Consider the following 8,380-nt stretch of genomic DNA (forward strand, 5'->3'; position numbering starts at 1 on the left):
TACAATAACCATCGTATCAAACAGAAGCTCAAAGGCCTGAGCCCTGTGGAGTACAGAACGCAGGCTTTGATGGTTGCTTAATTTTAAACCGTCCAACTTCTTGGGGTCAGTTCACATGCTGCGCCCATTTACTTACGCGGCTTGTTAACCTTGTGAAATTCGTGTCATTCTTGCCTTAATCAAAGTAAGCGGATGATTTAGCAATGATGACACCTCCCAAGGCAGAAAAACGTCCTTATCCCATCACTATCCATGGCGACACGCGTGTGGATGACTACTACTGGCTGCGCGATGACGAACGTACCGATCCTCAGGTATTGGAGTATTTGCGGGCTGAAAATGCCTACACCGACGCTCAGCTAAAACCGCAACGGGCGCTGCGTGAAACTCTGTATCAGGAGATGGTCGCGCGCATCCCACAGCAGGAACATTCCGTGCCTTACGTCAGGCGTGGTTTCCGCTATCAGACCCGCTATGAGCCGGGTAATGAATATGCGCTGTATGTGCGCCAGCCTGCAGCGGCTACCGAGCTTTGGGACACCTTGCTCGATGGCAACCAGCGTGCGGAAGGGCACGAATTCTATACGCTGGGCGGGTTGGACGTCAGCCCGGACAACCAGCGCCTGGCCGTGGCGGAGGACTTCCTGTCACGCCGCCAATACGATATCCGTTTCAAGGACCTACGCGACGATAGCTGGGCCGATGAGGTGCTGGAAAATACCTCTGGCAACTTCGAGTGGGCGAATGACTCCGCCACCGTCTACTACGTACGTAAACACGCCAAGACATTGCTGCCGTATCAGGTCTATCGCCACGTGGTGGGTAGCGATCCGCAGCAGGACGTGCTGATCTACGAGGAACAGGATGACACTTTCTACGTCAGCCTGGAAAAAACTACCTCCGAGCGCTTTATTCTGATCCACCTCAGCAGCACCACCACCTCGGAGATCCTGCTGCTGGATGCGAACAGTGCAGACAGCAAGCCGCAGATGTTCGCGCCGCGCCGCAAAGATCACGAATATGCCATCGATCACTACCGTGAGCATTTCTACATTCGTTCTAACAGAAACGGCAAGAACTTTGGCCTGTATCAGAGCGAGCAGGCTGAGGAAAGCCAATGGCAGGAACTGATTGCCCCGCGCACCGATGTCATGCTCGAAGGGTTCAGCCTGTTCCGTGACTGGCTGGTGGTGGAGGAGCGCATCGCCGGGCTGACCCAGCTGCGCCAAATCCACTGGCAGAGCGGTGAAGACAAGCGCATCGCTTTTGACGATCCGACCTATGTCACCTGGCTGGCTTACAATCCAGACCCGGAAACCGAGCTGCTGCGTTACGGCTATTCTTCCATGACGACTCCAACTACGCTGTATGAGCTGAATCTGGACAGCGGCGAGCGAGAGTTGCTCAAGCAGCAGGAAGTGAAAAACTTCACGGCGGAAGATTACCGTAGCGAGCGCGTGTGGGTGAAAGCCCGTGACGGCGTTGAGGTACCGGTATCTTTGGTTTACCGTGCTGACCGCTTCGCACATGGGACGAACCCGCTGATGGTCTATGCCTACGGCTCCTATGGCAGCAGCATGGATCCTGCATTCAGTGCCAGCCGCCTCAGCCTGCTGGATCGCGGTTTTGTCTTCGCGCTGGCGCATATTCGCGGCGGTGCCGAGCTGGGGCAGCTCTGGTATGAAGACGGTAAGCTGTTCAACAAGCAAAATACCTTTAACGACTTTATCGACGTCACCAAGGCACTGGTAGAGCAGGGTTATGGCGATGCTGAGCGAGTGTTCGCCATGGGGGGCAGCGCCGGCGGCTTGCTGATGGGCGCGGTAGTCAACCAGGCTCCTGAGCTGTTCAATGGCGTAGTGGCTCAGGTGCCGTTTGTGGACGTGGTCACCACCATGCTGGATGAGTCCATCCCGCTCACCACCGGTGAATATGACGAGTGGGGCAACCCAAACGACAAGGCGTATTACGATTACATCTTGCAGTACAGCCCTTACGACCAGGTGAAAGCGCAGGATTATCCGCATATGCTGGTCACCACCGGGCTGCATGATTCACAGGTGCAATATTGGGAGCCTGCCAAGTGGGTAGCGAAACTGCGTGAGTTGAAAACCGACGATCGCCAACTGCTGCTGTATACCGATATGGATGCCGGCCACGGCGGCAAGTCTGGGCGCTTTAAGGCTTACGAAGATATTGCGCTGGAATATGCGTTTATTCTGGCGCTGGCGGAATAAATCATCGCGGGCAGGAGACTGCCCGCCTGATTAACCCAACAGATAGTATTTCAACGTGTGTTTCATATCCGGGCTGAGATCGTCGATGGATTTCAGCATCCAACGCAGATAGCCAGGATCGTCCAGCGCAACCTGCTCAATAGATTGCCCACGATATTTGCCAAACTTGAATTTTTTCAACAATACCGGCTGCTCGGTGATTTCCAGCATCTGTTCTGGCGTCCAGCCGGAGTCTTGCACAATGCGTTGCAGCAGTGCGGCGGTGACGTAGCAGTCGTACAGTGCGCGGTGTGGATAAAGCGCGGTATCCTGCGGCAGTTGTACATCCAGATTCAGCGCATAGCGCAGGTATTGATTACCATATTTAATGTCTGGGTACAGCGTACGTGCCAGCTTGAGGGTACAAATCCAGGCACCGTTCATTTCCGGCAGCATGGCCCGATCAAAGGCGGCGTTGTGCGCAACATAATATTGGCTGCCCTGATAACGCCCAATGGCGACGGCGATACGCGGCTTGCCCTCAACCATCTGCTCGGTGATGTGGTGAATGGTCATGGCGTCCAGGCCGATAGGCCGGTCTGGGCTGATCAGGTCGCTCATCGGATTAGTGATTTGCCCGTCGATCACGTCAACGGAAGCGACTTCCACTACGCCGCCGTCTAGCCCACAGGTTTCAGTATCGATTACACGTAACATCATGATGTTCCCAGCTAAAGTCTACTGCCTAGCTTAACGATATGGGGTTGCGATGCCAACCTGTCTTTTCGCAGGCAACAAAAAACCCGCCTCGGCGGGTTTAACTACGGTCAGAAACTGATTTACTCACCAGATGTAGACGCCTGTCCTTTTTTGGAACGTTTCTCCGCTTTTTTCTCGGCAGGGGTTTTCAACGGCTTCTTCTTCGCATTTTTCTTGCTGTCCATTCCCTTACTCATGATGGCCTCTTGGTTAACCTATGGTTGGGTGGCTTGCCGGACCATTAACCCCCTAGCGACCATCATATGCAAGCAGCAAAGGGTATGGAAACGTCAACGCCTTGTTTATCCAATGATTATTTATTATTAACCTTTATGTGTTAATAATGTTATAATATAACAAACTTATGTACACGGAGTGTGCCATGACAGTCATGACATTATTAAGCGAGCAACAACTGCTGGCGATGCCAGAATCTGATTACATGAATGCGGAGCAGCGGGCGTTTTTCCGCCAACGCCTATTGGACGAGCAACAAAAACTCTGGCAGCACATCGACGTGCTGAAACGTGATATCGACAGCGGCGATATTAGCGGTGACGAAGCGGATAAAGCCGCGCGCGAAGAAGATCTGCGCCTGCTGTTCCGTCAATTGGATCGGGAAACCCGCCTGCTGCCCAAGATGGCCGCCGCCCTGCAGCGCCTGGAAACCGGTGATTTTGGTTATTGTCTTGAAACGGGTGAGCCTATCGGCCTGCCACGCCTGTTATTGCGCCCCACGGCAGAGCTGAGTATTGAAGCCAAAACCGCACAAGAAATGCGCGAACCCCATATGCGTAAAAGCAAGTCGACTTCATTTTAAGCAAACGCGCTCTAACATGTTGGTATAGGTGGAGGTTTTAGCGTTTTACCGTTGACCTGATGAGCGGCTTCGGCTTTGATGAAGGTATCACTCACAGAGAGACGCATGCGCCATGGAACAATTACGAGGTTTGTACCCGCCATTAGCCGCCTATGACAGCGGTTGGCTGGATACTGGAGATGGGCACCGGATCTACTGGGAGCTGAGCGGCAATCCAAACGGGAAGCCAGCGGTATTTATTCACGGAGGGCCTGGCGGTGGTAGCGCACCTTATCATCGCCAGCTGTTCGACCCGCAGCGCTATAAGGTTTTGCTGTTCGATCAGCGCGGCTGTGGCCGTTCCAAACCGCATGCCAGCCTGGACAATAACACCACCTGGCACTTGGTCGACGATCTCGAAAGACTGCGTGTCATGGCCGGAGTGGACCAATGGCTGGTTTTTGGTGGCTCCTGGGGTTCCACGCTGGCGCTGGCCTATGCGCAAACGCATCCGCAACGCGTCAGCGAGATGGTGCTGCGGGGGATCTTCACGCTGCGTAAGCAGGAACTGAGTTGGTATTATCAAGACGGCGCTTCCCGCTTCTTCCCGGATAAATGGGAGCGGGTGCTCTCTATCCTTTCGGAGGAAGAGCGCAAGGACGTGATTACTGCCTACCGTCAACGCCTGACTTCACCGGATCTGCAAGTGCAGCTTGAGGCTGCCAAACTGTGGAGCGTGTGGGAAGGGGAAACGGTAACGCTGTTACCAAGCGGTGCTTCCGCCTCCTTTGGCGAAGATGATTTCGCGCTGGCCTTTGCCCGTATTGAGAACCACTACTTTAGCCATCAGGGCTTTCTCGACAGCGATGACCAACTGCTGAGCAACGTCCCGCTGATCCGTCATATTCCTGCAGTGATCGTCCATGGCCGTTATGATATGGCCTGCCAGGTGCAAAACGCCTGGGATCTGGCCAAGGCTTGGCCTGAGGCTGAACTGCATATTGTCGAAGGGGCAGGGCATTCCACGGATGAACCGGGTATTTTGCACCAGCTGATGCTGGCTACCGACCGTTTTGCGGGCAAGTGATGTTATTTATGGTAGGGGCGTAGCATGCTGCGCCCGTCCAACTACTTCATTTTAGGTTCGTAAGGCAGACGAGAGAATTTATGTGATTCGACGCGATAGTGCATCACACGCTCGCGGAAGTAGTCCTGCAGATGCTTTGGCTGCTCACGCTCCACCATCTCAGGGATCACCGGCATATTGTAGCGTTCCTTGAATGCCACTCCAGACGCGGCCAGATCAACGTTCACCTTGTCCATCTCGTCTTTGGAAAGTTCGGCCAGATTGTACCCCATGGGATCCTCCTTCTAGTGTGTAACGGCAAGTCAGCGCAGAAGGTAATCTACCGTGCCGCGCTTGGCAAGCTTCTCAAGCCAACCTATCCCTGTCATCTTCAGACTCTGAGTATAGAGTCATTACAAAAAGCAGGGTGATATAATGTTTAAGCCTAATGACGTTGTTTTATTTTGTTAAATAAGAATGATTCGTCTTCCTGCAAATATAAAGATGAAAATGATTATCATAATAATTTAATGTAAAATTGAGTTTTTTATAACGCATTGAATTTATAGGTAAATTCACTTTTAAATAAATGAATGTAAATCAAGTGTTTTTATTTTGTGTTAATCAAGGCATAATGCGGTCAATTAAGTTTATGACCTGCAAAGATAATAGGGAACCTCATGCTAACGCAAGCAATGATCACGAAACTGAATGAGCAACTGAACCTGGAATTCTATTCCGCCAATTTGTATTTGCAAATGAGCGCCTGGTGCAGTGATAAAGGCTTCGAAGGGGCTGCCGCATTCCTTAAAGAACATTCACGCGAAGAGATGCAGCACATGCAGCGTCTGTTCGATTACCTCAGTGATACCGGGGCTTTGCCGCTGATCGGCAGCATTTCTGCACCCCCGGTAGAGTTTGAATCACTGGCGGACGTTTTCCAGCAGACTTACGAGCATGAGCAACTGATCACTCGTCAAATCAATGAGCTGGCGCACGTGGCTATGACCACACAAGACTACTCAACCTTCAACTTCCTGCAATGGTACGTTGCCGAACAGCACGAAGAAGAGAAGCTGTTCAAATCCGTGCTGGACAAGTTGGCGCTGGTAGGCAACAGCGGCAAGGCATTGTTCTTCATTGATAAAGATCTGAAGAGAATGGGTGCTGAGGCAGTAAACGGTAACGGCCAGGCCTGATAACCCGCTTTTGTCATCAATTTGAAAACCGCGTACTTTTCACCGTACGCGGTTTTTTTTGCCCTGTGTTTATCGAACTGCTATAGCGATACGTGCTGCCAGATCGCAAAATATCAGTGATGTGCTCGACTTGCCGATTCACCGTCGTTATGATTTAACGCGATACGCTACCGGGAGGTAGAGAGTTATAACAGTGAGTTACCCACTCCTTCTGCTGTTTACCCGTGGCGCAATCACAGTGGTGGGTTGAGGCTGCGGAAACATCGCTCCGCGTAACCGGTCTTGGCCCTTATCACCTACATAATTGATAAAGGACTCCTCCGTGATCGCTAAAATTCGTTCATCCTATCGCCTGCTTTCCACCATTTTTGTACTGTTTGTCGGCTTGTCTTCTCAGCAGGCGCTGGCGCATGCCCACCTGAAAGTACAGACTCCGGCGGCAGACGGCACCGTCAGCTCCGCGCCAAGAGTGCTGACGCTGAATTTCTCCGAAGGTATTGAGCCTAACTTCAGCGGTGTGAAAGTGACCGGCCCAGATAACGCCGTGGTTAAAACCGGCAAGCTGGATCTGGATCCAAGCAACAACACCCTGGTTAACGTACCGATTGAAGCTGAACTGGCTGCGGGGAAATACCAGGTCAGCTGGCACGTGGTTTCTGTTGACGGTCATAAAACCAAAGGTCAGTACAGCTTTACCGTTAACTAAGCTATGACTCTGGCGACCCTGTTTGTGCTGTGTCGCTTTGTGCACTTTACGGCGGTGATGCTGATGTTTGGCGTCAGCCTGTTCACCGCCGTCCTGTCGTCACAGCGCCTCTCCCCGCTCATCACCCGCGATTTGCGCCCGCTGCTGCTCGCCGCGACCTGGATCTCCGCATTAACCGCCTTGCTGATGCTGGCCATTCAGGCCGGATTGATGGGTGATGGCTGGGCGGATACCTGGCAATTGAGCATTTGGTGGGCGGTGTTGGGCACCACCTTTGGTGAGGCCTGGCGCTGGCATCTGGGGTTTTCCCTGCTGGCCTTGTTAGCCTTGCTGTTGCCTGCGGCAAAGCGGGGGCAAGCGCTAGCGCTGTGCTCGGCACTGCTACTGATCAGCATGGCGTTTATCGGCCATGCGGCGATGCATGCGGGAATATTGGGAATTGCACACCGAGTTAACCACGCCTTGCACCTGTTAGCGGCAGGCTACTGGTTCGGCAGCCTATTACCGTTGTTGCTTTGCCTGCGCTACTTGCCACAACCGCAGTGGCGTATTGATGCTATCGCCACCCTGATCCGTTTCTCCCGCTGGGGCCATGTTGCCGTGGTGCTGGTGATCGTCACGGGCATAATCAACAGCCTGATCATCCTTGGTCGCTGGCCAGTCGATCTCGATTCCGCCTATCAACGCTTGTTGTTAGTTAAAGCCGGGCTGGTGGCATTGATGGTGATGGTGGCATTGGCAAACCGTTACGTTATCGTCCCCGCAATGCGCACCTCCCCCAATCTGGCACAGCGCGGGTTGGTGATCGCCTGTTGGCTTGAGGTGGCGTTGGGCGCAGCGGTGCTGCTGTTGGTGAGTTTATTTGCAACCTATGCACCGGTATGACATTGCGCCTTGCCGGATGCCCCCAAACTGCGGGAAAATCGATTTAAATCGCAACTTAAGGCCAAAAACATGAAATCTGTAATTCTTGGTATTGCGCTGCTGGCAACGGCGTCGAGCGCGCTGGCGGCAGATAAGCTGGTTAACGTCACTAAGCTGGAGTACGGCAAACAGTGGGCGTTCACCAAAGAGGAAGTCACGCTGCAATGTCGCAAAGGGGCTGCCTTGTTCGTGCTCAACAACAGCACCCTGATGCAGTATCCGCTCAATGAAGCAGCAGAAGCACAGGTGAAAGCGGGGCAACAGCGTGCTCAATCGCTGGATGTGATCCTGCTGGATGACGCCAGCCACCCCGGCCAGAAAATGAGCGTGCAACCTTTCCGCGAAAGAGCAGAAAAATTGTGTGCTGACTAATCAGCTAACCACTCGATACTTATGCAAAAGTTTACGGGTGGTGACGAGATGTCCGTAATTAATTTCTGTTTGTAACTATCACTTGTGTGCGCTGGGCTGGCAAAACTGGCACCTTGGACTATTCTTAGAATGCACGGTTGAACAAACCTTGCATAAATGCCAACTTTTAGCGCACGGCTCTCTCCCAAGAGCCCTTTCCCTAGACCGAGTATAGGAATCGTACTCGGTCTTTTTTTATTCTATTGATTTATAAGGATAAAAAATCAATTCCACGAAAATACACGAAATTTCCACGAATTCCTATACTCGGCCTTTTACAACATCACGTATTCTTTTCCC

The 8,380-nt window shown here is 52.5% G+C and carries 10 protein-coding genes; 8 read left to right on the top strand and 2 right to left on the bottom strand.

Translation table 11 applies throughout. The features are described from left to right. Both ACMV5H_RS24485 and ACMV5H_RS24490 read left to right on the top strand, forming a co-directional pair. Positions 1–81: IS3 family transposase (locus ACMV5H_RS24485; protein ID WP_414822680.1), on the top strand; the 81-nt coding region annotated here is incomplete at its 5' end. Between the two features lie 122 nt (positions 82–203). Beyond that, positions 204–2,237 carry a S9 family peptidase gene (locus tag ACMV5H_RS24490; protein WP_414822678.1) on the top strand — a complete coding sequence of 678 codons (2,034 nt, stop codon included), beginning with the start codon at positions 204–206 and terminating at the stop codon, positions 2,235–2,237. A 30-nt stretch (positions 2,238–2,267) separates the two neighbouring features. Here ACMV5H_RS24490 and exoX read toward each other — a convergent pair whose 3' ends face one another. Further along, positions 2,268–2,936 (bottom strand): exodeoxyribonuclease X, encoded by a 669-nt coding sequence (gene exoX, locus ACMV5H_RS24495; RefSeq protein WP_115158054.1) that lies wholly within the window; start codon positions 2,934–2,936, stop codon positions 2,268–2,270. Positions 2,937–3,357: 421 nt separating this feature from the next. On the opposite strand from exoX, the gene ACMV5H_RS24500 reads away from it, so the two are divergent. Both ACMV5H_RS24500 and pip read left to right on the top strand, forming a co-directional pair. Further along, positions 3,358–3,795, top strand: coding sequence for a TraR/DksA C4-type zinc finger protein (locus ACMV5H_RS24500; RefSeq protein ID WP_021181053.1), 438 nt, complete (start codon positions 3,358–3,360; stop codon positions 3,793–3,795). Positions 3,796–3,907: 112 nt separating this feature from the next. Continuing rightward, positions 3,908–4,861: a prolyl aminopeptidase gene (gene pip / locus ACMV5H_RS24505; protein ID WP_115158053.1), complete on the top strand. Its 954-nt coding sequence runs from the start codon at positions 3,908–3,910 to the stop codon at positions 4,859–4,861. Between the two features lie 41 nt (positions 4,862–4,902). Here the strand turns inward: pip and ACMV5H_RS24510 are convergent, their stop codons facing one another. Continuing rightward, positions 4,903–5,133: a DNA polymerase III subunit theta gene (locus ACMV5H_RS24510; RefSeq protein WP_021181054.1), complete on the bottom strand. Its 231-nt coding sequence runs from the start codon at positions 5,131–5,133 to the stop codon at positions 4,903–4,905. Between the two features lie 387 nt (positions 5,134–5,520). Between ACMV5H_RS24510 and ftnA the strand changes: the two genes are divergently transcribed. From ftnA to ACMV5H_RS24530, 4 genes are all read left to right on the top strand, one after another. Then, the gene (gene ftnA / locus ACMV5H_RS24515) at positions 5,521–6,039 is read left to right on the top strand and encodes a non-heme ferritin (protein ID WP_115158052.1); all 519 of its coding nucleotides are present in this window, start codon (positions 5,521–5,523) and stop codon (positions 6,037–6,039) included. Positions 6,040–6,361: 322 nt separating this feature from the next. Further along, on the top strand, positions 6,362–6,745 hold the full coding sequence (gene yobA / locus ACMV5H_RS24520) for a CopC domain-containing protein YobA (protein ID WP_414822679.1): 384 nt from the start codon (positions 6,362–6,364) through the stop codon (positions 6,743–6,745). A 3-nt stretch (positions 6,746–6,748) separates the two neighbouring features. Continuing rightward, positions 6,749–7,630, top strand: a complete 882-nt coding sequence (copD, locus tag ACMV5H_RS24525) for a copper homeostasis membrane protein CopD (RefSeq protein WP_115158050.1) — start codon at positions 6,749–6,751, stop codon at positions 7,628–7,630. Between the two features lie 69 nt (positions 7,631–7,699). Next, positions 7,700–8,041, top strand: a complete 342-nt coding sequence (locus ACMV5H_RS24530) for a YebY family protein (protein WP_115158049.1) — start codon at positions 7,700–7,702, stop codon at positions 8,039–8,041. Positions 8,042–8,380: the final 339 nt, after the last annotated feature.

The sequence above is a fragment of the Serratia sp. N21D137 genome (assembly GCF_047530005.1).
Classification (GTDB): Bacteria; Pseudomonadota; Gammaproteobacteria; order Enterobacterales; family Enterobacteriaceae; genus Chania; species Chania fonticola_B.